This is a genomic window from Bacillus sp. LQ16, assembly GCF_057784645.1.
Genome location: NZ_CM173491.1, coordinates 3,702,118 through 3,728,474 on the forward strand (window position 1 = coordinate 3,702,118; position 26,357 = coordinate 3,728,474).

General features: G+C 36.0%; 22 protein-coding genes and 1 riboswitch. All 22 genes read right to left on the minus strand.

Annotated elements, in window-relative coordinates; all coding sequences use genetic code 11:
* Window positions 1-24: 24 nt before the first annotated feature.
* Entirely contained in the window at window positions 25-738 is a 714-nt protein-coding gene (gene ymfI / locus AC3EMB_RS18495) for an elongation factor P 5-aminopentanone reductase (protein ID WP_023522827.1), read from the minus strand.
* A 100-nt stretch (window positions 739-838) separates the two neighbouring features.
* Entirely contained in the window at window positions 839-2,125 is a 1,287-nt protein-coding gene (yfmH, locus tag AC3EMB_RS18500; RefSeq protein ID WP_000411277.1) for an EF-P 5-aminopentanol modification-associated protein YfmH, read from the minus strand.
* On the minus strand, window positions 2,126-3,400 hold the full coding sequence (gene yfmF / locus AC3EMB_RS18505; RefSeq protein WP_000772413.1) for an EF-P 5-aminopentanol modification-associated protein YfmF: 1,275 nt from the start codon (window positions 3,398-3,400) through the stop codon (window positions 2,126-2,128).
* A 209-nt stretch (window positions 3,401-3,609) separates the two neighbouring features.
* Window positions 3,610-4,569, minus strand: coding sequence for an ABC transporter permease (locus tag AC3EMB_RS18510; RefSeq protein ID WP_000008857.1), 960 nt, complete (start codon window positions 4,567-4,569; stop codon window positions 3,610-3,612).
* Window positions 4,570-5,628, minus strand: a complete 1,059-nt coding sequence (locus tag AC3EMB_RS18515; RefSeq protein WP_001085255.1) for an ABC transporter permease — start codon at window positions 5,626-5,628, stop codon at window positions 4,570-4,572.
* A complete protein-coding gene (locus AC3EMB_RS18520) occupies window positions 5,621-7,153 on the minus strand; it encodes an ABC transporter ATP-binding protein (protein WP_000456925.1) in 1,533 nt (510 codons plus the stop codon). The genes AC3EMB_RS18515 and AC3EMB_RS18520 overlap by 8 nt, the downstream gene beginning before the upstream one ends.
* Window positions 7,154-7,270: 117 nt before the next feature.
* Window positions 7,271-8,347 (minus strand): BMP family lipoprotein, encoded by a 1,077-nt coding sequence (locus AC3EMB_RS18525; RefSeq protein WP_000725773.1) that lies wholly within the window; start codon window positions 8,345-8,347, stop codon window positions 7,271-7,273.
* Between the two features lie 92 nt (window positions 8,348-8,439).
* Window positions 8,440-9,165 carry a GntR family transcriptional regulator gene (locus AC3EMB_RS18530; protein ID WP_000114182.1) on the minus strand — a complete coding sequence of 242 codons (726 nt, stop codon included), beginning with the start codon at window positions 9,163-9,165 and terminating at the stop codon, window positions 8,440-8,442.
* 233 nt (window positions 9,166-9,398) lie between these two features.
* Window positions 9,399-9,500, minus strand: a riboswitch (purine riboswitch).
* A gap of 203 nt (window positions 9,501-9,703) precedes the next feature.
* Window positions 9,704-12,085: a DNA translocase FtsK gene (locus AC3EMB_RS18535; RefSeq protein WP_001118792.1), complete on the minus strand. Its 2,382-nt coding sequence runs from the start codon at window positions 12,083-12,085 to the stop codon at window positions 9,704-9,706.
* A 212-nt stretch (window positions 12,086-12,297) separates the two neighbouring features.
* Window positions 12,298-12,501 carry a YlzJ-like family protein gene (locus AC3EMB_RS18540; RefSeq protein ID WP_000605020.1) on the minus strand — a complete coding sequence of 68 codons (204 nt, stop codon included), beginning with the start codon at window positions 12,499-12,501 and terminating at the stop codon, window positions 12,298-12,300.
* Window positions 12,498-13,247 carry a translocation-enhancing protein TepA gene (gene tepA, locus AC3EMB_RS18545; RefSeq protein ID WP_000139807.1) on the minus strand — a complete coding sequence of 250 codons (750 nt, stop codon included), beginning with the start codon at window positions 13,245-13,247 and terminating at the stop codon, window positions 12,498-12,500. The genes AC3EMB_RS18540 and tepA overlap by 4 nt, the downstream gene beginning before the upstream one ends.
* 103 nt (window positions 13,248-13,350) lie before the next feature.
* Entirely contained in the window at window positions 13,351-15,021 is a 1,671-nt protein-coding gene (locus AC3EMB_RS18550) for a ribonuclease J (RefSeq protein ID WP_000823089.1), read from the minus strand.
* Window positions 15,022-15,947: 926 nt separating this feature from the next.
* Window positions 15,948-16,826, minus strand: a complete 879-nt coding sequence (gene dapA / locus AC3EMB_RS18555) for a 4-hydroxy-tetrahydrodipicolinate synthase (RefSeq protein WP_000564763.1) — start codon at window positions 16,824-16,826, stop codon at window positions 15,948-15,950.
* 11 nt (window positions 16,827-16,837) lie between these two features.
* Window positions 16,838-18,070, minus strand: a complete 1,233-nt coding sequence (dapG, locus tag AC3EMB_RS18560; RefSeq protein ID WP_053563763.1) for an aspartate kinase — start codon at window positions 18,068-18,070, stop codon at window positions 16,838-16,840.
* 23 nt (window positions 18,071-18,093) lie between these two features.
* Entirely contained in the window at window positions 18,094-19,140 is a 1,047-nt protein-coding gene (gene asd, locus AC3EMB_RS18565) for an aspartate-semialdehyde dehydrogenase (protein WP_000414846.1), read from the minus strand.
* 150 nt (window positions 19,141-19,290) lie between these two features.
* Window positions 19,291-19,890, minus strand: a complete 600-nt coding sequence (gene dpaB, locus AC3EMB_RS18570) for a dipicolinate synthase subunit B (RefSeq protein WP_000053596.1) — start codon at window positions 19,888-19,890, stop codon at window positions 19,291-19,293.
* On the minus strand, window positions 19,887-20,786 hold the full coding sequence (dpaA, locus tag AC3EMB_RS18575; RefSeq protein ID WP_063548471.1) for a dipicolinic acid synthetase subunit A: 900 nt from the start codon (window positions 20,784-20,786) through the stop codon (window positions 19,887-19,889). Before dpaA ends, dpaB begins: the two co-directional genes overlap by 4 nt.
* Before the next feature lie 170 nt (window positions 20,787-20,956).
* Window positions 20,957-21,208, minus strand: coding sequence for a YlmC/YmxH family sporulation protein (locus tag AC3EMB_RS18580; RefSeq protein ID WP_001239757.1), 252 nt, complete (start codon window positions 21,206-21,208; stop codon window positions 20,957-20,959).
* 134 nt (window positions 21,209-21,342) lie between these two features.
* Window positions 21,343-22,584: a M16 family metallopeptidase gene (locus tag AC3EMB_RS18585; RefSeq protein ID WP_000593001.1), complete on the minus strand. Its 1,242-nt coding sequence runs from the start codon at window positions 22,582-22,584 to the stop codon at window positions 21,343-21,345.
* Window positions 22,585-22,671: 87 nt separating this feature from the next.
* Complete coding sequence (locus AC3EMB_RS18590) at window positions 22,672-23,571, minus strand: polysaccharide deacetylase family protein (RefSeq protein ID WP_488517218.1); 900 nt, start codon at window positions 23,569-23,571, stop codon at window positions 22,672-22,674.
* Window positions 23,572-23,723: 152 nt separating this feature from the next.
* Window positions 23,724-25,862, minus strand: coding sequence for a polyribonucleotide nucleotidyltransferase (gene pnp, locus AC3EMB_RS18595; RefSeq protein WP_000076745.1), 2,139 nt, complete (start codon window positions 25,860-25,862; stop codon window positions 23,724-23,726).
* A 160-nt stretch (window positions 25,863-26,022) separates the two neighbouring features.
* Window positions 26,023-26,292 (minus strand): 30S ribosomal protein S15, encoded by a 270-nt coding sequence (gene rpsO, locus AC3EMB_RS18600; RefSeq protein WP_001229392.1) that lies wholly within the window; start codon window positions 26,290-26,292, stop codon window positions 26,023-26,025.
* Window positions 26,293-26,357 lie beyond the last annotated feature (65 nt).

Consider the following 26,357-nt stretch of genomic DNA (forward strand, 5'->3'; position numbering starts at 1 on the left):
GTTCATTTTTTATGTAAGAAATTTTTAACAGTGCCAACCACCATTCACTCCGATGATTTGTCCAGTTATGTAAGATGCTCCTGGTGATACGAGGAATGCAACTGTTTTTGCTACTTCTTCTGGTAACCCTATTCTACCTAATGGTATATCTTCAGCAATTCCCATTTTATCTTCTTCAGAAAAAACACTTAACATTTCCGTTTCAATTGCTCCTGGTGCTACCGCATTCACACGTAATCCACTTAAAGACACTTCTTTCGCCAAAGCTTTCACATATGAATTTTGCGCCCCTTTTACCATTGAATAAAGCACTTCACAAGAAGCCCCTATTTGTCCCCATATAGATGAAACAATTACAATATTACCACTTCTCCTCCCAATCATAGGCGGAAGTGCCATTGAAAGTAATTTATATACGTTCTTCACTTGAAGTTCTACCATATAATCCAATTCATCGTTTGTTACATCTGTTACTAGTCCAAAAATACTCTTCCCAGCTGCATATACAATAACATCAATAGGATGTTCAATTTGTCTCCACAATTGCTCAGCTCCATCACTAGAAGCCAAATTCGCTTGCACAGGGATAACTTCCCTCCATGCTTTCTGCAATTCCAATACCTTTCCTTCACTGTTATTGTAATGAACATAAACTGTATATCCATCTTGAATTAATTGTTTCGAAATAGCAGAGCCAATCCCTCCGCTCCCTCCAGTTACTAACGCATACTTTTTCATAAATTCCCTCTCTTATCTCTACAAGTTCACTTTTTACACAACTAAATAATACCCTCATCTTACAATTTTTCAATGATAAGATGAGGGTATCTTTAAAATGTTATTTTTTCGGTAACACCTGACAAACACTCATTTTTTCTTCTGATAACAATAATTTTGCTACTTCTTGTAAGTCTTGAACGGTTAGCCCTTCTAATACAGTCAATGCATCAAATAGACTAGATTCATTAAACGCATATCGTGTAAATTGATTTGCAATATATTCTGGTGAATTCAACGAGCGTAAAAAACCACCAATTTTCTTTTTCTTCACTCGTTCTAATGCCGCCGCATCTAATTGATCATAATCTGTTTTTAATAAAATATCTTTTAAACGATCTGCCAATTCATCAGGTTGTTTCGTATCACCGCCAACCATTGCAAAACCGAAGTTATTTTCTTCTGTATAGTCATACGAGAATGAATCATCAATAAGCCCTTCATTATATAAAGCTTCGTAATGAACAGAACTTTTTCCAAATAAATAATCTAAAAGTAACGTAAGCGCAATTTCTTGTTTTAAAAGCGCTTGCCCTTTTTCTTTTAAATTAGTCGCTTTAATACCAACTAAACATTTCGGTGTTTGCACAGGCATTGAAATAATTTTTTTCTTTTCATTTACCTCATTTGGTTCCTCTTCAAATGAACGCACAATTTCTGGCTGGTTTTTATAATCTTTTTTTGCTTGATTTTCACGTACTAAATCCATTGTTTTCTCTGGATCAATTGCACCCACAACAAATAATAACATATTGCTCGGATGATAAAATGTTTCATAACATTCATATAATAAATCTTTCGTAATTTTACTAATAGATTCGATTGTCCCTGCAATATCAATTTTAATTGGGTGTTTTACAAACAAGCTATCAATTAACCCAAAGTACAAACGCCAATCTGGGTTATCTTGATACATTTGAATTTCTTGCCCAATAATCCCCTTCTCTTTTTCAACTGTTTTTTCAGAGAAATAAGGCTCTTGCACAAAGTTTAGTAATGTATTTAAATTTTGTTCTACGTTTGAAGTACATGAAAAAAGGTAAGCTGTTCGTGTGAAGGATGTAAAAGCATTTGCCGATGCTCCTTGTTTACTAAACAATTGGAAAGCATCGTGATCTTCTTTTTCAAATAATTTATGCTCAAGAAAATGTGCAATCCCATCAGGTACACGAATCATTTCTTCTTTCCCTAATGGTACAAATGTATTATCTACTGAACCATATTTCGTCGTAAACGTCGCAAATGTTTTATTAAATCCTTGTTTCGGTAAAACATATACATCTAATCCATTAGGAAGTTTTTCATAATAGAGTGTTTCTTTTAATTGCTCATAAATAATTTTCTCCATTTACTCTCCCTCCGTTCCTTGTAAAAAGTAAATTGTATCTAGTTCAATATTTTTAGCAACTTTTACAATTTCTTCTTTTGTCACACTTTCTATACCTGTAAGCCATTCTTCAACTGGACGTGTACGATCTGAAATAATACCATGATATAGCATTTCTACAAATCCACGCGGTGTATCAATCGCCTCTAATATTTGATTTTGGATGACACTTTTTGTTTGATGTATTTCTTCTTCAGAAAACTCTCCGTTTTGCATCGCAAGCATTTGTTCTTTAATAATCTCAACTGCTTTTTCATAATTTTTCGCTTCAATTCCTGACATAACAAATAATAAACCTTTATGACTTTCAAAGCGCGATGCTGCATAGTACGCTAAACTATTTTTTTCACGCACATTTACGAATAACTTCGAATGAGAAAAACCACCAAACAATCCATTGAACAATTGCAATGCAAAATAATCTTCATCTTTATATGTGACAAATGTACGATAACCGATGTGTAATTTACTTTGTTTTAATTCTTGTTTTTCAACAACTTCTTTTTCTTCATTATTTCGTCTATGAAGGAGTACATTTCTTTCTCTCACTGGACGAGCTGAAATAGAAAAATACTTACTTACAAGATCAACGGCGTTTTCTGAAATATCACCAATAATATATAGATCCATCTCATCTTCCGCTAACACCTTTTGATAATATTGATACAGACTTTCATTTGTAATAGAAGCAACACTCTCTTTTTTTCCATTTGCACTTAAACGATACGGTTCTACTTTGCACATTTCTTCAATTAAACGCTCGTTTGCATAACGCATTTTATCGTCATAAGTAGCTTCAATTCTCTGTAACAGTGCTCTTTTTTCACTTTCTACGATAGAAGGTAGGAAACCGTTCCCCTCCGTCGCTGGATGTAACACAATATCCGACAACATAGAAAGCGCTTTTTCAAATAACGGTGGTGCATCATGTAAATATACTTCATTTGCAATGTCTACATAAATGGAGATAATATGGTCTTCCCCTTTTTTACTTACATCTACTGCTAAAGAAGACCCGTATAATTCTTCTAAATATTGACGAAGACGAATTACAGAAGGTAATTTTTCTGTCGCACTTTGCAATACGTATGGCAATAGGGCACGCTCTGTCACCGTCTCCTCATTTAAAGGCGCTTTAAAACGAAATACAAAGGTATTCGTTTTATATTTATCAGTCGGAATAATATGTACGCGCAAACCACCTAACTCATGTAGTTGTTGTTCCATTAGTTTCATTTATAGCCCTCCTTTACGTATATAGGAATATTCCTCTTCAATATACAGTTTTTAGAAATAAAAAATCAACTTTTCTCCCTTATTATGCTTACATATGATTCTTTCTAAAAACTTTAATATGTAAGGAACATAGTAAAATTCCGTATTAAATATATTCTATGTAAAAAAGCCCACACTAATGTGCGAGCTTTTTTATACTTATAAAATACTTATCGTTTTCCTTTTTCATAAGGAGTTCCTAATGCTTTCGGAGCTTCAGAACGACCTACAAAACCAACAAGCGCTAATATTGTGAATACATATGGTAATATCGTTAATAAAACACTTGGAATTTGATCTAATACAGGAATTGTTCCGCCCGTTACACTAAGAGATTGTGCAAAACCAAAGAATAGAGCTGCACCTAGTGCGCCTAGTGGATTCCACTTTCCAAAAATCATAGCAGCTAAAGCTAAGAAACCTTGTCCTGTAATAGTTGCCCCTGAGAAGTTATTAGAAATTGACATTGCAAAAATCGCTCCACCAATTCCAGCAAACACTCCTGAAATACAGACTCCAATATAGCGCATTTTATATACGTTAATCCCCATCGTATCCGCTGCCATTGGGTGTTCACCAACAGCACGTAGACGAAGACCGAACGGTGTTTTATAAATAACATACCAAACAACGAATGCTAAAATAATGGCAATATACGACGTTATTGGTACGTTCGAGAAAAATATTTTCCCTAAAACCGGAATATCCGAAAGGCCTGGAATATCAATCTTTTCAATACGATACTGAATAAAGTCAGTCTGCCCTTTATCAAAAATCTTCTTAATTGCAAATACCGTTAAACCAAGAGATAAGAAGTTAATTGCTACACCACTTACAACTTGATCTGCTCGGAATGTAATAGAAGCTACCGCATGAAGTAATGCAAATAATCCACTACCAATTGCCGCAAATAATAACGCAATCCACGGAGTCATCGTTCCCCAAGTATCACCCATTAATAAGTTTGTAACAACTCCAATAAATGCACCAAATAGCATTAGTCCTTCTAATCCGATATTTACAACACCCGATCGTTCACTAAATACACCACCTAGTGCTGTGAAAATGATAGGTGCCGATGTATATAACGTACCCGTCACAAGAATGGCTAATATATCTAAAAAGCTCATTTATTTCCCCTCCTTGCTCATGCGTGTAAGCGCCCATCTTAACACATAACTACATGCAACAAAGAAGATGATACATGCAATAATTACATTAATAAGCTCTGATGGTACATCTGCCTCAAAGTTCATTTGAGGGGAAGCACTTTTCAAACCACCAAATAATAAAGCTGAAAGGATTATCCCAAACGGATTATTCCCTCCAAGTAATGCTACAGCAATCCCATCAAATCCTACTCCTGTAAACGAAGACATCGCTGTCATACTCTGGAATGTTCCTAATCCTTCCATCGCTCCACCAATCCCCGCAAATGCACCAGCAATTGTCATGGAGAATACTACATTACGAGAAACTTTCATACCTGCATATTGAGAAGCATGCTGATTAAATCCTACCGACTTTAATTCGTAGCCTAAAGTTGTTCGATCTAATAAGAACCACATTAAAATAGCAATTAATATTGCTACAATAATTCCCCAGTGAAGACGCGAACCATCAGTAATAGAAGCAAGCCAGTCTGAAGATAGTGATGCACTCTCTTTAATGTCATACGTTTTATCATTACCTTCATGTAAAAAGCGCTTAATGATGTCATATGTTACATATAATGCGATATAGTTCATCATAATTGTTACAATAACCTCATTAACTTGAAACTTTCCTTTTAAATATCCAGGAATGAAGCCCCAAATTCCTCCTACCAATGCTGCGAATAAAATAGATAATGGAATATGAAGGAAAGCTGGTAGTGAAACTGCATAACCGAACCAAACCGCTGCAAGCCAACCAACTAGCAATTGACCCTCTACCCCGATATTAAATAAACCTGTACGAAATGCAAACGCCACTGACAAACCAGCAAGAATAAGCGGTATCATTGTACGAAGCGTTTCACCAATCGCACTTGCGCTGCCGAACATCCCTGTCCAAAGTGCACTATAACCAACAATTGGATCATAACCACTAACTAGCATTACAATCGCTCCGACAAGTAAGCCAAAAATAACGGATAGTACTGGGACTAAAATATTTATCGTTCGTTCTGTTAAAAGTTTTTTAGCCATTTGTACCCACCTGCTCCTTCTTTGTTCCTCCAGCCATTAACAATCCAAGCTGTTGTTCATTCGTTTCTTTCGCATCAACTATTGCTACAATTTTCCCTTCATAAATAACAGCAATTCGATCGCTAACATTTAAGATTTCATCTAACTCTAGTGATAAAAGTAATACACCTTTCCCTTTATCCCTTTGCTCTATTAATCTCTTATGAATAAATTCAATTGCTCCTACATCTAAACCACGTGTTGGCTGTGCTGCGATTAATAAATCTGGATCACGGTCTACTTCACGTGCAATAATTGCTTTTTGTTGATTTCCCCCAGATAGAGCGCGTGCTAACGTTTGCTCACTAGGTGTACGTACATCAAACTGTTCAATAAGAGCCTTTGCTTTTTCTGTAATTTTGCTGAAATTTAAAATCCCTTTCTTTGAAAACGGATTCTTATAGTACGTTTGCAGAACTATATTATCTCTAACAGAAAAATCAAGGACGAGTCCGTGTTTATGACGATCTTCTGGAATATGACCAATTCCTTCTTCTGTTATTCTTCTAACAGGCCAATTTGTTATTTCTTTCCCTTTAATTGCAATAGAACCTGACTCAACTTTTCGTAAACCAGTAATTGCTTCTATTAATTCACTTTGTCCGTTTCCATCAATCCCTGCAATCCCAACAATTTCCCCCGCACGAACAGTTAAGTCAAGGCCTTTTACAGCAGGTAGTTGACGTGCATCGTGAACAACAAGGTTTGCAATTGAAAGTACCTCTTCTTTTGGTTTCGCGTCTATTTTTTCTGTTTTAAAATTCACTTGACGTCCGACCATTAATTCTGCAAGTTTATTTTCATCCGTATTTGCAACGTCAACCGTTCCAATTCCTTTTCCTTTACGAATAATCGTACAACGATCGCAAACTTCCATAATTTCTTTCAACTTATGTGTAATAAGAACAATAGATTTTCCTTCTTGCACAAGCTTTTTCATAATTTGAATTAGCTCATGAATTTCTTGCGGTGTTAACACAGCTGTTGGTTCATCAAATATTAAAATTTCTGCACCGCGGTAAAGAGTTTTCAAAATCTCAACACGCTGTTGCATACCAACTGAAATATCCTGTATTTTCGCATATGGATCTACAGCTAAACCGTATTGTTCAGACAGTTTTTGAATTTCTTTAGCAGCTTCCTCAACAGCAATTTTCCCTTTTTTCTTCGGTTCATTTCCGAGAATAATATTTTCTGTAACTGTAAAATTATGAACAAGCATAAAGTGCTGATGAACCATTCCAATACCAAGGTCATTTGCCACATTCGGATTGGTAATGTTTACAGACTTTCCTTTAATTTTAATTTCACCTTGTTCTGGTTGGTACAAACCAAATAGTACATTCATCAATGTGGATTTCCCTGCACCATTTTCTCCAAGTAAAGCATGTATCTCACCCTGCTTTACTTGCAGCGTAATATCATCATTCGCTACAATGCCTGGGAATACTTTCGTAATGTTATTCATCTCAATTACGTATTCCATTGTGTTCCTCCTTTTAACAGGGAACATTCCCTATTACACTATTAACTTATTAAGCAATTCGGAAGTTTTATACATACAAAGGTTAGTTCTATGAACTAACCTTTGCTATTTCTCTATTTATTTTTTTAGAGAAGCTTCATATTCTTTATACTCTTTATCTGTAGCTGGTACTTTAATTTCACCGTCTGTAATTTTCTTTTCAAGCTCTTCTACTTTTGTTAAAATTTCAGGGTTAACTTTTTTCACGTTGTCAGTTGTTTTTGCAATACCAACACCGTCATCTTTTAAACCAAACGCTTCTACTTTACCGCCTTTTAACTTACCGTCTTTCGCTTCTTGTGCTACTTTTTCAACAGCGATATCTACACGTTTTACCATTGAAGTTAATGTTACGTTTTCAGGCATACCTTCTTGGTTTTGGTCACGGTCAACACCGATTACCCAAACATTTTCACCTTTTTTCTTACGGTTTTTCGCTTCAGTGAATACACCGTTACCTGTACCACCAGCAGCATGGTAAATTACGTCTACGCCTTGACCGTACATTGCTGATGCAAGAACTGTACCTTTTTCAGGTTTATCAAATGCTTCTGCATATTCAGATACGATTTCAATGTTTGGATTTACTGCTTTTGCACCCGCTTTAAATCCATTTTCGAATTTACTAATTAAATCACTCTTCATCCCACCAACAAATCCTACTTTATTTGATTTTGTTGACATAGCTGCTACCGCACCTACAAGGAATGATCCTTCATGATCTTTAAATGTAATGCTCGTTACGTTTGGCGCATCTACTACAGTATCAACGATTGCAAATTGTTGTTTTGGAGATTCTTTTGCTACTTCTTTAATTGCACCTTCTAATTTATAACCAATTCCGAAAGATAAATCATACTTATCTTTTGAAAATTTCTTTAAGTTTGGAATATAATCCGCTTCTTTTTCAGACTGTAGGTAACGATAATTTGTCTTTTCCTTTAATCCATTATCTTTACCAAACTTTTTTAGTCCTTCCCAAGAAGATTGGTTGAACGATTTGTCATCAACGCCCCCAACATCCGTTACCATACCAACCTTGAAGTCTTTCGTGTCTTTCTTGTCACTGCTTGCCTTATCCGAGTTACCACATGCACCTAAAACTGTACTTGCTACTAATGTTAATGATAATAAAAGACCTGCTTTTTTCTTCATACTAGAAACCCCTCCAAAAATGATATATATTTATTTATTCTTTCGCTGCTGTCCCTTACTTCTTGCTGTCACCTCCCTAAAAAGGAACTTACCTACATACGCTTTCTTAATACGTGGAAGCTAAACTTATCAGCTCTAAAGTAATTGATAGAATATAAGATTGGCTCATCATTTTGATCATAGTGCATTTGTTTTAATACAAGCAGTGCTGTTTCAGGCTCACATTCTAAAATTGGTGAGATTTTAGGGTGATAGCCAATTGGCTCAATGTGAGCAACCGCATATGTTATGCGCTTATGCGTGTTATTATGTATCACCGTTAATAATGATTCCTCATTGTAACCCGATAAATCTGGCAATATTTCTTTTGCAAGTTTATCGATACAATATACAACAGGTTCCCCATCTGCTGTACGCACGCGTTCAATCATCACTGCATTAAAACCATCTTCACTATTAAATTTCTCTTTTTCCTCTTCTGTTAAAGTTGTAGTAGATGATGATAAAAAGATCGTTCCTGGTGTTTTCCCCACACTAGAAATCATATCTGTAATACTAGAAAGTTGTTCTATTCCAGAAGAAAATAATGGCTTTGCATTTACAAATGTCCCTACACCATGTCTACGAATGACAACATTTTCTTCTTCTAAAATACGTAATGCTTCCCTTAAAGTCGCTCTACTTACGCCAAGTTCTTTCGCTAAATCAAACTCCGATGGTAACTTTTGTCGTTCTTTATAAGCCCCATCTTTAATTTTTTCTTTGATGTGATCAATCACCCGTAAATATAGGTGACGACTATCGGATTTTACTGACATAAGACTCCCCCGCATTTCAATTATTCGACCTCTGATGTAAGACTTCTTTTCTCTTTTTTCAACTTACAACATAGTACAAATGACTAACCACTAAAAATAAGCACAATTGTCGAATAAATAATAATAATTTTTTAAAATGAAATTTTCACTCTTTACTGTATAAAAAAAACTTTGCACCATAAACATTCCTCATTTCGAGAAAAAGTTCGGCACAAAGATCCTTTACATCCTTTGTTACACACTTTTCCCCTCATAGTCTAGCAATTCATGGTTGCCAGGTAGAAACTTATGGACCTTATCTCCAAGATTATATGAGGCAGTGATTCTTTTCGAAGTAATCTTACCACTTGCTCTCATACGTGTCAACAAAATCCAACATTTTTCTGCATTAAATATCGAACATTTACATAAAACATACTCAAAGTATTCGTATTCTATAGGGACCCTATAAATGTAAGCCCTTTCTTTATTGCTGAGTATAGTATATAACAAAAACACTATATAAAAAAGCCTAATTGTAAAAACAATTAGGCTTTTTTTAAGAACTTTTTTCTTGTACATCATTAATGAGTACTTCTCTCGGTTTACTACCTTCATATGGACCTACTACACCATTCATTTCCATTGCATCAATTAGACGAGCAGCTCGCGTATAACCTACTCTAAACCTACGTTGTAGCATAGAAACAGATGCTGTTTGCATTTCCACTACAAGTTGAACCGCTTCATCATATAATTCATCTTCTACTTCCTGCTTCGTATCAGGAACATCTTGCGGAATCATATCTTCTTGATATTGTGCTTTTTGCTGTCCAATAACATATTCTACAACTCTCTCAACTTCATCATCTGATAAAAATGCGCCTTGTACACGTACAGGTTTCGATGCACCAATTGGTATAAACAGCATGTCGCCACGACCTAATAGCTTCTCTGCACCACCACCGTCAAGAATTGTACGAGAATCTGTTTGAGAAGATACAGCGAATGCAATACGTGATGGAATATTTGCTTTAATAACACCCGTAATAACGTCAACTGACGGACGTTGCGTTGCAATAATTAAATGAATACCAGCAGCACGAGCCATTTGCGCTAGACGCATAATCGCATCCTCTACATCAGACGAAGCAACCATCATTAAATCTGCTAACTCGTCCACAATTACTACAATATACGGTAATTCGGGTTGTTTCGCTTCTGATTGACTATTATGTTCTTTTATATAATCATTGTATCCTTCAATGTTACGTGTACCACTATGAGCAAATAATTCATAACGACGTTCCATCTCACTCACAACTTTTTTCAATGCTTGCGATGCTTTTTTCGGATCAGTTACAACTGGCGTTAACAAATGAGGCACACCGTTATATACATTTAACTCTACCATTTTCGGGTCAATCATCATTAATTTTACTTCATGCGGTTTTGCACGCATTAAAATACTAACAATAATACCATTAATACATACACTTTTCCCGCTACCTGTCGCACCAGCTACGAGTAAATGGGGCATTTTATTTAAACGGGCTAATACAGCTTCACCTGTAATATCTCGGCCAAGACCAATTAACAACTTCTCTTCCGGATGATTATTAGCCTTAGAATCAAGAACTTCCCTCAGCGTTACCATCGAAACTTCTGAGTTCGGAACTTCGATCCCTACAGCTGATTTCCCGGGAATTGGCGCCTCAATACGAATGTCCTTTGCAGCTAAAGCAAGGGCTAAATCATCACTTAAACTGACAATTTTGCTTACCTTTACCCCCATATCAGGATACACTTCATATTTTGTAACTGCAGGACCTCTATGCACTTTGGTTACTTTCGCTTTCACTCCGAAACTTTGGAATGTACGTTCTAATTTACGAGCATTCTCATAAATTTCCGCGTTTTCATTTGTAACTTGCTTATTCTTTGGAAATTTTAATATATCAAGTGAAGGAAGCTTGTAATCTTTATTTTCTACATTTGAAAATTGCATAGGAGGTGCTTGCGCTTCACTCTCTAACGATTCAACAATTTTTTCTCCACGCTTTTTCTTTGATTCTTCAATTGGTGGAGTCTCTTCAATAAACGGTGAAGTGATCAAATCTTCTTGCTCTACTTCAATTCGTTTATCCTCTTCTTCATTTACAGGATAATTCTCAGTGAAATTTGAAATAATTGGCGGATCAATTTGGATTTCTTCCATCGGCTCAATAACTTCTTCTTGTTCTGCAGCACGTTTGCTTCTTGTACTTCTTGTTGTTTTTTTCTTTTCTGTTTGTTCAGCCGTTCTTTTGGATCTCCAATCTTTATAATCCCCTTGTATCACTTGAAATTGACTTCTAAGAATTCTACCAACTGGAGCTAACACTTCTCCAATATGTTTATTTGTTATACAGAGTACCCCGAGAATAACTAAAATAATTCCAATGATATAGGCTCCTACTTCGTCGAATAGGAAGTAACATGTCGCGAACATAAGCGCACCAAACATACCACCACCTAAATGAACGCTATCTGGCCCTTTTTTCATTTCAAGAAAGAAGTTATCTTTCGTACTCACAATAACAGAAGTATTTTGCACTGCTCCATCTTTTGTAAGAAGGTTAAATAATGTAATATGACTAAACATTAATATTGCCAATACAATTAAATAAAATCCAATTAACCGTTTATTTAAAAGGTTCGGCCATCCGCGTTTTATAACAAAGGAAACCGATAAAGCTATTACACCTAACACACCAATTATGTACCACTCACCAAAGAAGAAGCGAAAAAATAACACAAACGATTTCCCTACAACGCCTAGCTGTAAAATCGTAATGATTGAAAGTGCAAAAAGAGTTAAACCGACGATTTCATAATACAAAGTTGGCTTTATCGTACGTCTTGCCTTTGCCTTCGTCCCTCTTTGCTTTTGTTTTGCCATTTCTTCACCTCGTGTTCTACATATAAGTAAAGCTCTCCTAAAAACACTCTATTTATATGTCTGTTTTCTCTATTTTTCAGGTCTTTATATCTTCTATTTTTACACTTCTTGTAAAATGCTAAATAAACAGAAGAAAGCAGCCTACTCATGGCTGCTCAACCGTCTTGTTTTTTATATTATACCATAGCTTCTAAACAAAATCCTTCTTTTTGCTAAAAGGTTATTTTCTGACCTGGCTCAAACTCTAAATAGTGAAGTGGGTCCGTACTTAGCACACGTACAATAGAATAACACCCATGTTCCTCTTCAGAAACCATTAATTCCACACCATTTATATTTACAACTTTTTGACTTTCACATTGTGAATAATCGGCCGGATACACAAGTTGCTCTGGCATAATTGTATATAAAATCATTGTAACATTGTCCCTTCTGCACTACCTTCCGCGCGAACATCGATTAATTCGTTTAATTTTCGAATTGCATTTCCAATACCACCAACATCATCTATAAGACCGTACTTTACTGCATCCCCACCAATTACATTCGTCCCAATATCTCGCGTTAAATTTCCTTTCGCAAACATAAGCTCTTTAAAACGATCTTCTGTTACTTTCGAGTGCTTCGTCACAAAACGAATGACTCTTTCTTGCATCTTATCCAAATACTCAAATGTTTGTGGCACACCTATGACAAGACCTGTTAAACGAATTGGATGAATTGTCATCGTCGCAGTTTCCGCAATAAACGAATAGTCAGTAGAAACAGCAATCGGTACACCAATGGAATGTCCCCCACCTAAAACTAAAGATACTGTTGGCTTTGAAAGTGAAGCTACCATTTCAGAAATTGCTAGTCCAGCTTCAACGTCACCTCCAACCGTATTTAATATTAACAGCAAACCTTCAATTTTTGGATTTTGTTCAATCGCAACAATTTGCGGAATGATATGCTCGTATTTTGTTGTTTTATTTTGCGGCGGTAATTGAACATGACCTTCCACTTGTCCGATAATCGTTAAACAATGAATACGTGATTCATTCATCTGTGGTACATTTGTCTGTCCAAGCTGTTGAATTTTTTCTACTATTGAAGCCTCTTTTCCAGCTTCTTTTGGCTCAGCTTCTTTTTCTTCATTTGTATATCGATCACGTTCTGTCATTTCGCATCCCCTTTCACTCGTATATAACTATTATTTCTTAAGTTATAAATTTCATTCGATAGGGTTAAAAAGAAAAAAAGATCACCCATAAGGGTGATCTTTTTTATACTTCCATAATAATCGGTAAAATCATAGGTTTTCTCTTTGTCTCTTCGTACAAGAACTGTCCTAATAATTCACGAATATTTTGTTTTAACATTGACCATTCAATCGAATATTCTTTAATTGACTGCTCAACAATCATACGTACAATCTCTGTAGATCGTTCAATTAACGCTTCTGATTCACGAACATATACGAAACCACGTGAAATGATTTCTGGACCAGAGATAATTTTCTTTTCATCTTTACCAAGTGTTACAACAACTACTAATATTCCATCTTGAGATAACATCTTTCTATCTCGAAGAACGATATTACCAACGTCACCTACACCTAATCCATCAATTAAAACATTACCAGCTTGTACTTTACCGACTAAGTTCGCTTCATCGTCACCAAAAGCAATTACATCGCCTTTTTCTACGATAAAGATATTTTCTCTTGTAATACCTACATCTTCAGCTAAATACGCATGTGCTTTTTGCATACGAAACTCACCATGTACGGGTACAAAGTACTTCGGTTTCATTAAATTTAACATTAATTTTAATTCTTCTTGGCTACCGTGACCTGAAACGTGAACTTTTCTTTCGCCGTAATAAACAACTTCAGCTCCAGCTCTAAATAACAAATCAATAATTTTTGATACAGATATTTCATTACCCGGAATTGGCGAAGCAGCAATGATAACAGTATCACCTTTACGAATTGAAATTTGTTTATGTGCTTGTTTTGCCATTCTAGATAGAGCAGCCATCGGTTCACCTTGACTACCTGTCGTTAAAATAGCTACCTTTTTCTCTGGGAAGTTGTCTACTTCTTGTAATGAAATAACCATACCTTCTGGAACATCTAAATAACCAAGACGTCTTGCAATGTCTACTACTTTCACCATACTACGTCCTACTACCGCTACTTTTCGCCCTGTTTCGGCAGCTGCATCAAATACTTGTTGAATACGATGTACATTCGATGCAAATGAAGCAACGATAATACGACCTTCTGCGCCGTAGAACACTTTAGAAATTTCTACACCAACTTCTTTTTCTGAACCTGTATACCCTGGACGCTCTGCATTTGTACTATCAGATAATAGGCAAAGTACACCTTCATTTCCGATTTGCGCCATTTTCCCAAGATCTGCTCCACTATTTCCAATTGGAGTTTGATCGAATTTAAAGTCTCCCGTATATACGATTGCACCTTTTGATGTATGGAAACAAACGCCAACAGAATCCGGAATACTATGTGTCGTTCCGAAGAATGACACTGTTGTAGTGTTAAACTCTACTGTTGAATTTGAATCGATTGTTTTTAGGTCTACACGGCCTAACATGCCCGCTTCACCAAGTTTTTCTTGTATAAGTCCTACTGTTAATTTCGTTGCATAGACTGGAATAGATAATTTACGAAGCACATACACAATTCCACCAATATGATCTTCATGACCGTGAGTAATAAATAAACCTTTTACTCGCTCTTGATTTTCCACTAAATATGTAATATCAGGAATAACGATATCAATTCCAAACATTTCATCTCCCGGGAACATTAACCCCGCATCTACGATAAAGATTTCAGAATCAATTTCAACACAGTACATGTTTTTCCCGATTTCACCTACTCCACCAAGAGCAAATACTTTAACAGACTCATTCTCTTTTCTCTTCATGTTGTTGCCTGGTTTAAAAATCTTGCAAACACTGATTTCACTAAAATTGCAGAGACACCAGGGGAAACTCTACAACCACCATATTTTCACCGTCCAAGACGAATGTCCTTACCGTTATGCGATATCATGTCCTTGTTTATTTTTTAAACCAGGTTTCACCTCTCTTTCATTATATAAATCAAATATCTTATTCGATATGATATGAAAATTTAATTAAATTATAATTTTTCCCAATTTTGCTAAGCATACCCGTACTAAGCTACTTAGCCATATTATACCTGATACAAGAAATAGAACACAAGTTAAATCGTGCGAAAGAAAAAGTAAAAGAAAGGAACAGCACTAAAAGTATATGGCTTATTTCCGCTGCTTTTATACTCCATGTTATTTGAAAAAAAACCTTAAACACTGTAAATTACTTTCATTTGATGGATTTCCTAGATTTTTTTCTTGAATTGCACAAAAACACTTATAAAATGAAGCTTTTTTATAGATTACGTCATATTTGAGGCAATTCCTATAAAAACATAATCGAAAGTATTTTCTGTACTAGCAACTACTTTTCAACAAAATTAAAGATGTAAGATCCTTTTCTTATAAACATTGCATTACATGACAAAAGGCTATGAATTACAAAATCTAATAGAAATTTAATAAGGTTAAATTTTTAGCAGGATTTGACAGCCATTATCGAGAACAAGATGTTGGAACCAAATTAATGAAAGAACAATATCATACTTTAACAAGTAGAGAACGCGTAGCGTAATATACTCGTTTTCAACATAAAATGTTTTCTATATTATAGGGTCATATACAGACGAGAAAGGCGATCCTAAAATCATTTTACAAAATATTCACTTTAAAACAGATTCAAACATTTTCATATCAATAAAAAAATGACCTAGTTTCACACTAGGTCATTTTTATTAACGAGGAATAGATTGCATTACAGATTGTAACGTTACTCTTTCTTCTTCTGTTAATGGAAGAAGTGGTAAACGTACAGAACCTACATCTAATCCAACCATTTGTAACGCTGTTTTTACTGGAGTTGGACTTGGCGCCATAAATAACGAATCAGTTACTCTTACAAGTAATTGATGTAATTTTTGTGCCTTTTTAAACTCTCCTGCTTGAAATGCTGTAATCATTTCTTGCATTTCATTTCCGATAACATGAGATGCTACCGAAACGATACCTTTAGCCCCAACTGCCATAGCCGGTAACGTTAAACCGTCATCACCGCTGTATACCGCAAAGTCGTCCGCTGTTTTTTCAATGATTTCTGTCATTGTCAACACATCGCCGCCGGCATCTTTAATAGCAACAATGTTTTCTATTTCTGATAAACGAACAACTGTATCAACGGAGATTTGTACAATAGATCGTCCTGGAACGTTATATAGCATAACCGGAAGCGGCGTGCTTTCAGCAATTGCTTTAAAATGCTGATACATTCCTTCTTGACTCGGCTTATTATAATACGGTGCTACTAGCATTACTGCATCCACACCAACTTCTGTTGCCTTTTTAGTTAAGTCAATAGAAGCATGCGTATTATTGCTACCTGTTCCAGCGATTACGGGCACTCTTTTATCGACAACAGATACGACATGGCGATATAACGCTACCTTCTCTTCTGAAGTTAATGTAGGAGATTCTCCTGTCGTTCCTCCTACCACGATTGCTGTTGTACCGTTATCAATTAAATAATTTACCAATTTCGTTGTCTTTGCAAAATCGATATTCCCGTTTATATCAAACGGTGTTACCATCGCGGTTGCAATTGTCCCAAAATCTATCATGGTCTCACTCCTTATTGTTCCAGTTGCTTTTCTTTTGAAAGCTCAAACGCACTATGTAATGCATTTACAGCCTCCACTAAATCAGTTTCTTTTACAAGAACCCAAATTGTTGTATGACTATCTGCCGATTGCAGGATTTGAATACCTTTTTCCGCTAAAGCTGTAACGATTTTCGCAGTAACCCCTGGGTATCCTGCCATTCCAGCTCCAACGATAGATACTTTCGCACAATGCTCTGTCACAATTGGCTCATATCCAAGGTTCTTTAATAATTTAACTGCATGACTTGATACATTATCACTCACCGTATATGCTACACCAGTAGGTGAAATATTAATTAAATCGACACTTATTCCTTCGTTCGCCATCTCTTTAAACACATGTTGTTGCAAATCATATGCCGTTTCTTTTGCAAGCACTTTAATTTGCGTTACGTTTGATACGTGGGCGATACCTGTAACAGGACGTTCTTCTACATCACGACCTCTTGTAGCACCGTCATATGCTGAAATAAGCGTACCTTCACTATCAGAATACGTAGAACGTACACGAAGTGGCACTTTTGCATGCATCGCAATTTCAACTGCACGTGGATGAACGACTTTCGCACCTTGATAAGCCATGTTACAAATTTCGTTATACGTTACAGTTTGAAGATGACGTGCATCTTTTACAATACGAGGATCCGCAGTCATAACACCTTCTACATCAGTGAATATATCGATGTATTCAGCATGAAGTGCAACACCTAATGCTGAAGCTGAAGTATCACTACCTCCGCGTCCAAGTGTTGTCGTATCACCTTTTTTCGTTTGCCCTTGGAATCCTGTAACGACGATTACATCTATATTTTCTAACTCTTCATGTATACGATCGCAATTCATTTCAATAATCTTTGCATTCGTAAAGTCATCATTCGTTACAAAACCAGCTTGTGCACCATTTAATGCTGCTGCTTTTACACCGTTCTCATTCAACATATTAGAGAAAACAATTGCAGAGATTAACTCTCCGCACGATAATAATAAATCTTGCTCACGTTTAGAAATAGTAGATTCCTCTTGATTTACAAGACTTAATAACGTATCCGTTGCATATGGTTCACCTTTACGACCCATAGCAGATACGACAGTAACTACTTTATAACCAGCAGCTAATGATTTCTTTATATGATGAAGCGCATGCTTACGTCCATTGTCATCACGTACTGATGTGCCACCAAATTTTTGAACAATTATTTTCATATTTTGCACCTTCTCTTAGCCGTTTACACTAATTGTAATTTTACTAAGCGCTCTGCAATTTGAACAGAATTCCATGCAGCGCCTTTTAATAAGTTATCAGATACGACCCAAAGATGGAATCCTTTATCGTTATTTAAATCTTTACGGATTCTTCCAACGAATACTTCGTTTTTACCTACTGCAGTAGCTGGCATTGGATATAACTGCTCTTCTGGATTATCTTGCAGAACAATACCTTCCGCATTTGCAAGTAAGCTCTTTAATTCTGCTACTGTTACGCCTTCTTTTTCTACTTCGATATAAACAGACTCAGAGTGTCCTGATACAACTGGTAAACGTACACATGTTGCCGCTACTTCTAATTCAGGCATATGCATAATTTTTTTTGTTTCGTTAATCATTTTCATTTCTTCAAATGTAAATCCATTATCTTGGAACTTATCAATCTGTGGAATCGCATTAAAAGCAATTGGGAAATGCTTCTTATCACCTGATACAGGAAGAACATTTGCCTTAACTTCTTCGCCATTTAAGATTGCTTGTGATTGTTCATGAAGTTCTTCAATAGCTGCCGCACCAGCACCTGATACAGCTTGATATGTGGAAACGATTACTCGTTTTAAACCATATTGCTGACGAACTGGCTCAAGAGCTACTACCATTTGAATTGTAGAACAGTTTGGATTTGCAATAATACCATTATGTTCTTTTAAGTCGTTTTCATTTACTTCAGGTACAACAAGTGGCACGTTTTCTGTCATACGGAATGCACTTGTATTATCAACAACAATCGCACCGCGTTTTGCTGCTTCTGGCGCTAATTGTTTCGATACAGATCCACCAGCACTAAATAGTGCGATATCTACTCCTTCAAAGCTTTCAGGAGTTGCCTCTTGAACTGTAAATTCTTCGCCTTTAAATACAAGTTTCTTACCTGCAGATCGTTTAGATGAAAGTAACGTTAATTTCCCGATTGGAAATTCTCGTTTCTCTAAAGTATTTAACATTTGTTCACCAACTGCGCCGGTTGCTCCAACTACAGCGACATGAAAAGTTTTTTGCTTTTCCATCACTATGCCCCTTTCTAGATACCAATCCTTCTATAACTTAGAATCAGAAGGAGTATACAATACCCCTTCTAATCTTAATAACGTTAATTTTATCATATTCTACAGTAAGAATGATGGTTTCATCAAAAATTGTCCGTTTTTTTTCGTTTTTTAATTCATATATCTGAATTTTTCTACGACCACCGGTTGCAATTGCTTTCCTTGCAGCGCTTCTAATACTGTATCTTCCAGTAACTCCATACGAGCTACCATTGAGTTCGGTTTTTTCTCTGGCGCATCTTGACCGAATGGGACGAAATAGATATTTTTTGTGGCCATTAGGCGCATGAGATTTACCCCATTTAATCCTAAAGCATCATTCGTCGAAACTGCCAATACGACAGGCTTGCCATTTCTTAGCGTCGCTTTTGCTGCCATTAGTACTGGAGAATCTGTCATTGCATTTGCAAATTTACTCATAGAATTTCCTGTTAAAGGAGCGATTACCATGCAGTCTAATGGAATTTTAGGTCCAAGTGGCTCTGCTCCAACAATTGAATTAATTGCTTTAAAACCTGTTATTTCTTCAATCTTCTTAATCCACTCTGCTCCTTCTCCAAATCTAGTATTTGTTGATTGAACAGTGTATGAAACAACGGGACGTACTTCTGCCCCTTCAGCAATTAATTTTTCTAAGTGCGGCATAACTTCCTCATACGTACAATGTGAACCCGTAAATCCGAAACCAATTCGTTTCCCCTTCAAACTCATTTCTTTTCCTCCTTTGCAATTGCATCTGCTGCTAATAACTGAGAAAGAACATTTGCTAAAATTTGCCCAGCCGTTTTGGGAGCAACAATACCTGGTAATCCAGGTGCTAGCAACGCTTTGACTCCTCTTTTTTCCGCATATCTAAAGTCAGTACCACCTGGTTTAGAAGCTAAATCAATTACTAACGTATGAGCTGGCATTTTTGCAATAACATTCGCTGTTACAACGAGGTGCGGAATTGTATTGATTACAATATCGATATTCCCTACTTCTTTCTCTATGTCTTGCATATGAAAAGGAGAAAACATCATTTCTGTAATACGTGCAATATGTTCAGATCGTCTTGCTCCAACTTTGACATGGGCTCCTAATGATTGAAATGCTCTCGCAACACTCATTCCTGTTCTACCAAATCCTAGAACCATTACATTGGACCCATGAATTGTATAGTCGGTATGTTGAATTACCATCATTAATGTACCTTCTACAGTTGGAATAGAATTGTATATTGCCACATCATCACGATCAAATAATTTAACAAGTTTTCGGTTCGTAGTAGATACGAGATTTTCCAAGTAAGGTGTACCAATACCCGAATATATAGTAAAGTGTTCTGGTGTATTTTCAATTTGTTCTTTCGTTATTGAAACTTTTTCATTTGAAAAAATAGTATCTACTTCTCCTTTAGCATTTGTACCTGCAACCGGCAAAATGATTGCGTCTACAGAAGTGAAATCTAAATTTTGTATACTTTCTTTTGCTGCCCCTGTGAAACCATGATCTAACTGATCAAACCCTATCAAAGAAAGTTTCGCATCCAATTCAACTAGCTTACGAATTACTTCTAGCTGCCTTGCATCTCCTCCTATGACAGCAATATGCATCTCAGTCAACATTCCCTAATTCACCTTCTTTTTCTGTCATTTATAAGAAAAGTGCCTACTTTTTCTTTTTCCTCCACATCATATGTAATGTACGAGTTTATGGTGATTGAAAATCCAAATGCACATATGATTTATCAGGTTTCTATGTAGATACAAAAAAAGATGACCAAAATGGCCATCCTTCACTCCGAATTTGAACGATCTATACTATCACAAAGAAGCATATCATGTCCGACTTTCTTTATTTGATTCCATGCCACCCTTACTTCTTGTGGTTCCTTTTTAAAACCTCCCCACTTCCCTACAGGTATTATAAGTGTTTGTATTTGTCCGTCTTTCTCATTAATCTCTAAATCCATATAACCTAAGACTCCCATTTTTTCCGCTTTTTCTATATCTACAACCTCTTTACCACTTAATTCACTTAATCGCATACATACTCCACTCCCCTACTGAATTTTTCATTTGCATTGTCTATAATTAGTACCTATTCTATATGTATAAAAAAAATAACCTTCTCTCATTTAAAAAGAGAGAAGGTTATTATCAGATACATCATAAAAATCGATTATAGTTTTATTCCTTTTGGAAGTTTTCCGTCTGGACTAATAAGTGCCGCAGAGAATTCATCAGTAAACATGTTGCGAATTAATCCGTCCACATTTTCTTTTGTTACAGTGTTTACACTTTCAATAATCTCATCAAGTGAACGATGTTTACGAAGAAGCAATTCATTTTTACCGTTACGACTCATACGGCTATTTGTACTTTCTAAACTTAACATTAAGTTTCCTTTTAATTGCTCTTTACTATTCATAAGCTCTTTTTCTGTAATACCTGTATTTTTCAATGTCTCTAATGTTTCTTGCATTGTTTCATACAGTGTATCTAATTGTTGGCTACCTGTTCCACCGTAAAGTGTTAACATACCTGTATCTTCATAAGAAGAGTGGTAAGAAAATACCGAGTAAGCTAATCCACGTTGCTCACGTACTTCTTGGAATAAACGGCTACTCATGCTACCGCCTAAAACATTATTTAATACAATTAAGTTATAAATATCTTCGTGTCCCATTTGTAAGCCTTTATATCCTAGACATAAATGAGCTTGTTCCGTTTCCTTTTTACGGGCTACCTTATTGAAATGGAAAATTGGGCTATGTACTTGTTCACGGTTTGTTGTTCCTTCATAACTACCGAAATATTGCTCCACTGTTTGTAAAAATGCTTCATCAATATTTCCTGCAACTGATACAACTACATTTTCAGGTGTGTAATGATCTTTTATATATTGACGTAACGTATCACCTGTAAACGTATTAAGCGTTTCTTCTGTTCCTAAAATAGGATATCCAAGTGGATGCGTTTCATATGTTGCTTTCGTTAACATATCATGCACAATATCATCTGGCGCATCTTCGTACATTTTAATTTCTTCACATACGACATTCTTCTCTTTTTTCAGTTCTTCCTCATCAAATGTTGAATTAAAGAACATATCTGCTAAAACATCTAGAGCATATTTAGCATGCTCATCTAATACTTTTGCATAGTAACAAGTATATTCTTTTGAAGTAAATGCATTCACTTGACCACCAATGCTATCAAATGATTCTGCAATCTCTCGTGCACTACGTGTTTCTGTCCCTTTAAAGAACATATGCTCTAAAAAGTGAGAAATCCCATTATTTTTTTCATTTTCATTTCTTGATCCCGCATGGATCCAAATACCAATTGCAACCGATCTTACAGTTGGTATATTCTCCATAACTATTCTTACACCATTTTTACAAGTATATTTTTTAATCAAAAACTTTCCTCCTACTGCCAGTTTCTCTAAATAAAACGCTATTATTTAATGATAACAAGTTTAAGGATGAATGTCATGCAAATGTATTTAATCCACACGTTTTTCATCCAGTAATTCAGTTATATTCCCCACTTTATATCCTTGTTCCTTCAATTTTATAATCATTGTTTCTAAAGCCTCTGCTGTAGACGAAGTAGGATGCATTAATATGATAGCACCTGGATGTATTTTTCTCATTACTCTCTGCAATAGTACATCCGGCTCAGGTCGCTTCCAATCAATTGTATCTACAGTCCACATAATCGTTCCCATTTGAAAATCATCTGCAATCTTTACGACTTCATCTCGAAAGCTTCCACTCGGCGGGGCAAACCATCTTACTTTTTGATTCGTTGCTACTTCTATCATTCGATTTGTTTTTTGTAACTGATCTCGTATTTCATCTGACGATAACGTTTTCATATTAGGGTGTGTGTATGAGTGATTTCCAACTTCTTGTTTTGCATCGACAATCATTTTTGCAAACCGCAAATTTTCTTTCACCCAACGTCCTTCTAAAAAGAAAGTGGCCTTCACATCATGCTTTTTCAAGACTTCTAATATGCGAGGCAAATACTCATTTCCCCATGCCACATTTATTGTTAATCCTACCATCTTTTTATTTGGATGCCCTCTATAAATTGGAGCTGGTGATAAATCTTCCAAATGAACACTCGGTGAGACTTCTTTGAATTCAAGATATTTTTGATCAAATTCCTTTAGCTTCTTCATATTATTATACGATGCTTCAATATCCACTTGTCTTCCATTATATCCAGGTGTTGCCTTCCATATTTTATCAATCATCGCATTTTGAGGTGCAATCTCATACTGTTTTGCATGCTTTTGAATTTCTTCATGCAAGTTATCTTGTGCAAAAACAGAATAAGAGCCTAAACTGACATATAAAGAAAATATACATATGTATGCCAATATACGAACTTTCATATAAACCCTCCCAAATTAACTATATAAAAACATTTTCTTCTTATCTTTGTTAATTTGAGCGTTATAATGAAAACTATACCTATACCGACATAAAAATATATGAACATCATGTTTTTTACATAACAAAAAAAGCCAGTTTAACTGGCTTTTACTTATTGCTGCTCTTGTTTGTTTTCTTCTTTAGCAGCTTCTTTTTCTTGCTCTTCTTTTAGCAATACTTTTCTAGATAGATTTACGCGACCTTGCTTGTCAATCTCGATAACTTTAACTGTAATTACATCACCGATTTTCACAACGTCTTCTACTTTACCTACACGCTCAAGTGCAAGTTCAGAAATATGAACTAATCCATCTTTACCGCTGAATAATTCAACGAAAGCACCAAATTTCTCAACACGTTTCACTTTTCCTTCGTAGATCTCACCTACTTGTACTTCGCGAACGATATCTTCGATAATCTTCTTAGCTTTGTCGTTCATTTCTTGATTTATTGATGAAATGAATACTGTACCATCTTGCTCGATGTCAATTTTAACGCCAGTTTCTTCAATAATTTTATTGATTTGTTTACCGCTTGGTCCAATAACGTCACGGATTTTATCTGGGTTAATTGTCATTGTAATAATCTTTGGAGCGTAAGCTGATAATTCAGTACGTGGCTCTGCAATAACAGATAACATATGATTTAGAATGTGCACACGACCAATTTTCGCTTGTTGTAATGCCTCTTCTAAAATCTCACGTGATAAACCATCGATTTTAATGTCCATTTGCAGCGCAGTTACACCTTGTGCTGTACCTGCTACTTTAAAGTCCATATCACCTAAATGATCTTCCATACCTTGAATATCAGATAAAATTGTGTAATGCTCACCAGATTTAACCAGGCCCATTGCAATACCTGCAACTGGAGCTTTAAGTGGAACACCCGCATCCATCATTGCTAAAGTACTACCACAAATACTTGCTTGTGAAGTAGAACCATTTGATTCTAATACTTCAGATACAAGGCGTACTGTGTATGGGAAATCTTTTTCAGATGGAATTACAGGCTCAAGTGCGCGCTCTCCTAGTGCACCGTGACCAATTTCACGACGACCTGGTCCACGCATCGGTCTTGTTTCACCAACACTAAATGATGGGAAATTGTAATGGTGCATAAAGCGTTTTGATTCTTCTACACCAAGACCATCTAAAATTTGCACATCGCCTAATGCACCTAATGTACAAATACTTAATGCTTGTGTTTGTCCACGTGTGAATAAACCAGAACCGTGTGTACGAGATAAAATACCAACCTCTGATGCTAAAGGACGGATTTCGTCACCTTTACGGCCATCTGGGCGAATTTTTTCAACTGTAATAAGACGACGTACTTCTTCTTTTACAATTTTATATAAAATCTCATTTACTTGTCCTAATGTATCAGCGTCAGCTTCCTCAGCTTCGTAATGCTCAATTACACGCTTTTTCACTTCGTTAATTGCATCTTCACGTGCATGTTTCTCATGTACTTGAATTGCAGAATGCATATCCTTCTCAGCCATTTCACGTACAGCTTGATTAAGATCAGCGTCAACTTCATAAAGTTTCACTTCTGATTTCTCTTTACCTACAGCTTGTACAATCTCTTCTTGGAATGCAATTAAACGTTTAATTTCGTCATGACCAAACATAATTGCTTCTAACATTGTTTCTTCAGGCACTTGATCTGCTCCTGCTTCAACCATGTTAATCGCATCTTTCGTACCAGCTACAACTAAGTGGATATCACTTTGTTCTTGCTGTTCTACTGTTGGATTAATAACGAATTCGCCATTAATACGACCAACTGTCGCACCAGCGATTGGACCTTCAAATGGAATATCTGAAATCGATAACGCTAATGAAGAACCAAGCATAGCTGCCATTTCAGAAGAACAATCCTGATCAACACTCATTACAATGCTGACAACTTGTACTTCGTTACGGAAACCATCTGCGAATAGCGGACGAATTGGACGGTCGATTAAACGACTTGCCAAAATTGCTTTTTCACTTGGACGACCTTCACGCTTAATAAAACCGCCAGGAATTTTTCCGACTGCATATAAACGCTCTTCATAGTTTACTGTAAGTGGGAAAAAATCTACATTTTTAGCTTCTTTTGATGCAGTTGCTGTAGATAGAACCGCTGTATCGCCATATCTTACTAATACTGCTCCGTTCGCTTGTTTGGCAAGCTGACCAGTTTCAACTGTTAGCTGGCGACCAGCTAAATCTATCGAGAAGACTTGCTTTTCTTGACTCATTTAAGTACCCCTCTCAATTTAAAGTATTCAATTCTTCTATGTAAATGGATAGTATATCACAATATTCTACCTCTAGTATTGCCTAAAATTAAGTAAGCTATAAAGCGTAGAAGATATATTTTTACCTAACAAAAAAGCGGGAATATTCCCGCTTCTTTGACTATCGACGTAAGCCAAGCTTTGTGATTAATTCACGGTAACGTGTGATATCGCTATTACGAAGGTAAGTTAGTAAATTACGACGTTTACCAACCATCTTTAATAGACCACGACGTGAATGATGATCTTTCTTGTGAGTACGTAAGTGCTCGTTTAGAGTGTTAATTTGCTCCGTTAGGACAGCAATTTGAACCTCTGGAGAACCAGTATCAGTCTCATGAGTTCTAAATTGTGCAATGATTTCATTTTTACGCTCTTGTGTTAAAGCCATCCTATTTCACCTCCTATTAATTAAACCCCCAATTACCTAGCAAGCGTCGGTGAGTCGCAATGCCA

Bases quoted from the DNA above. Each gene is read 5' to 3' on its own strand.
- asd (WP_000414846.1), bottom strand. From the start codon at position 19,140: ATGGAAAAGCAAAAAACTTTTCATGTCGCTGTAGTTGGAGCAACCGGC.
- tepA (WP_000139807.1), bottom strand. From the start codon at position 13,247: ATGACAGAACGTGATCGATATACAAATGAAGAAAAAGAAGCTGAGCCA.
- pnp (WP_000076745.1), bottom strand. From the start codon at position 25,862: ATGAGTCAAGAAAAGCAAGTCTTCTCGATAGATTTAGCTGGTCGCCAG.
- AC3EMB_RS18530 (WP_000114182.1), bottom strand. From the start codon at position 9,165: ATGTCAGTAAAATCCGATAGTCGTCACCTATATTTACGGGTGATTGAT.
- ymfI (WP_023522827.1), bottom strand. From the start codon at position 738: ATGAAAAAGTATGCGTTAGTAACTGGAGGGAGCGGAGGGATTGGCTCT.
- dapG (WP_053563763.1), bottom strand. From the start codon at position 18,070: ATGAAAATAATTGTTCAAAAATTTGGTGGCACATCAGTACGTGATGAC.
- AC3EMB_RS18590 (WP_488517218.1), bottom strand. From the start codon at position 23,571: ATGAAAGTTCGTATATTGGCATACATATGTATATTTTCTTTATATGTC.
- AC3EMB_RS18515 (WP_001085255.1), bottom strand. From the start codon at position 5,628: ATGGCTAAAAAACTTTTAACAGAACGAACGATAAATATTTTAGTCCCA.
- AC3EMB_RS18535 (WP_001118792.1), bottom strand. From the start codon at position 12,085: ATGGCAAAACAAAAGCAAAGAGGGACGAAGGCAAAGGCAAGACGTACG.
- AC3EMB_RS18550 (WP_000823089.1), bottom strand. From the start codon at position 15,021: ATGAAGAGAAAAGAGAATGAGTCTGTTAAAGTATTTGCTCTTGGTGGA.
- AC3EMB_RS18580 (WP_001239757.1), bottom strand. From the start codon at position 21,208: ATGCGATTAAGTGAATTAAGTGGTAAAGAGGTTGTAGATATAGAAAAA.
- dapA (WP_000564763.1), bottom strand. From the start codon at position 16,826: ATGATAGATTTTGGGACAATTGCAACCGCGATGGTAACACCGTTTGAT.
- yfmF (WP_000772413.1), bottom strand. From the start codon at position 3,400: ATGAAACTAATGGAACAACAACTACATGAGTTAGGTGGTTTGCGCGTA.
- rpsO (WP_001229392.1), bottom strand. From the start codon at position 26,292: ATGGCTTTAACACAAGAGCGTAAAAATGAAATCATTGCACAATTTAGA.
- dpaB (WP_000053596.1), bottom strand. From the start codon at position 19,890: ATGAGTTTGAAGGGGAAACGAATTGGTTTCGGATTTACGGGTTCACAT.
- yfmH (WP_000411277.1), bottom strand. From the start codon at position 2,125: ATGGAGAAAATTATTTATGAGCAATTAAAAGAAACACTCTATTATGAA.
- AC3EMB_RS18520 (WP_000456925.1), bottom strand. From the start codon at position 7,153: ATGGAATACGTAATTGAGATGAATAACATTACGAAAGTATTCCCAGGC.
- AC3EMB_RS18525 (WP_000725773.1), bottom strand. From the start codon at position 8,347: ATGAAGAAAAAAGCAGGTCTTTTATTATCATTAACATTAGTAGCAAGT.
- AC3EMB_RS18540 (WP_000605020.1), bottom strand. From the start codon at position 12,501: ATGATTTTATATACAATTATGCCAGAGCAACTTGTGTATCCGGCCGAT.
- dpaA (WP_063548471.1), bottom strand. From the start codon at position 20,786: ATGTTGACTGAGATGCATATTGCTGTCATAGGAGGAGATGCAAGGCAG.
- AC3EMB_RS18510 (WP_000008857.1), bottom strand. From the start codon at position 4,569: ATGAGCTTTTTAGATATATTAGCCATTCTTGTGACGGGTACGTTATAT.